The sequence below is a fragment of the Parvimonas sp. M20 genome (assembly GCF_035282425.1).
Lineage (GTDB): Bacteria > Bacillota > Clostridia > Tissierellales > Peptoniphilaceae > Parvimonas.
Genome location: NZ_JAYKBQ010000073.1, coordinates 1 through 547 on the forward strand (window position 1 = coordinate 1; position 547 = coordinate 547).

Below are 547 nucleotides of genomic sequence, written 5' to 3' on the forward strand. Positions count from 1 at the left end.
TCGTTGCATGCAATGGTTACCTCAAAGCCCAAAGCATAGCCATGCAAAAAGCGGCAATGACTATCTGCACGCCATTGCCTAAAAGTAGCCGACAAACCTTGTTCATTGCCGTAAGTTTTTGTAATTGTGTACATTCAATCCTCCAGGTTATTGGATTTACGGACATTGCATTTTCTGTGCGCATTCTGGACATTACCCCAGGTATGCGTACCTCCTTTGCTTATGGGGATTCTGTGGTCTATTGATGACTCCTCCCACTCACACGGTGCATTGCACAGCTTACAGATGCCTTGATCTCTGTCGTACACTTTCAGCCGTGTAATGTCTTTATCTACTGGTCCATTATTACGTAGTTTAGCTCTGTAATTATGCCAGTATCCAAGCATTTTATCAGGATTATTTTTGCGCCATAGAGCATTTCTTTCCAGGATTTCTGTTTTATTGTCTGTGTAATATTGGGCCATGTATGCTTTTGTAGCAGCTCTGGCCTCTTTGTTTTTAAGCTTCTCCCTTTGATTAGATGCCTTACATGCTTTACATTTGCCCG

General features: G+C 42.4%; 1 protein-coding gene. It reads right to left on the bottom strand.

From position 1 onward, the window contains the following. Positions 1-134: 134 nt before the first annotated feature. Positions 135-547: HNH endonuclease (locus VJI93_RS08450; RefSeq protein ID WP_324009268.1), on the bottom strand; the 413-nt coding region annotated here is incomplete at its 5' end.